The 349-nt window shown below is 34.1% G+C and carries 1 pseudogene; it reads left to right on the plus strand.

What is annotated here, in order from left to right:
• Positions 1–349, plus strand: a pseudogene (locus tag EZH24_RS13615) (DNA polymerase III subunit beta); the annotation flags it as partial.

Consider the following 349-nt stretch of genomic DNA (forward strand, 5'->3'; position numbering starts at 1 on the left):
ATAATATTGGACGATTGCGAGGGCGAAGGTTCGGTTGCAATATACGCTAAAAAAATAAGTTCGATTTTGAAAGAAATGCCAGACGGTTTAATATCGGTAAATGTCGAAGAAAATGAAAAAATTAATATAGAATCGGAAAATGGAAAAATAAAACACTTGATAATCGGGATGAAAGCGGACGATTTTCCGCAATATCCAGAAAGCGAAGATAATATAACTTATACGATGCTTCCTACGAAAGAATTGGTTACTATGATTAATAAAACCATAACCTCGATAGCGAAAGAGCCTTTTAAACCAGCTTTAAGAGGAATATATTTTGAAAAAACCGATTCAAAATTTGCGGCGG

Origin of the sequence: Brachyspira catarrhinii (genome assembly GCF_005518285.1) — a bacterium.
Taxonomy (GTDB): Bacteria; Spirochaetota; Brachyspiria; order Brachyspirales; family Brachyspiraceae; genus Brachyspira; species Brachyspira catarrhinii.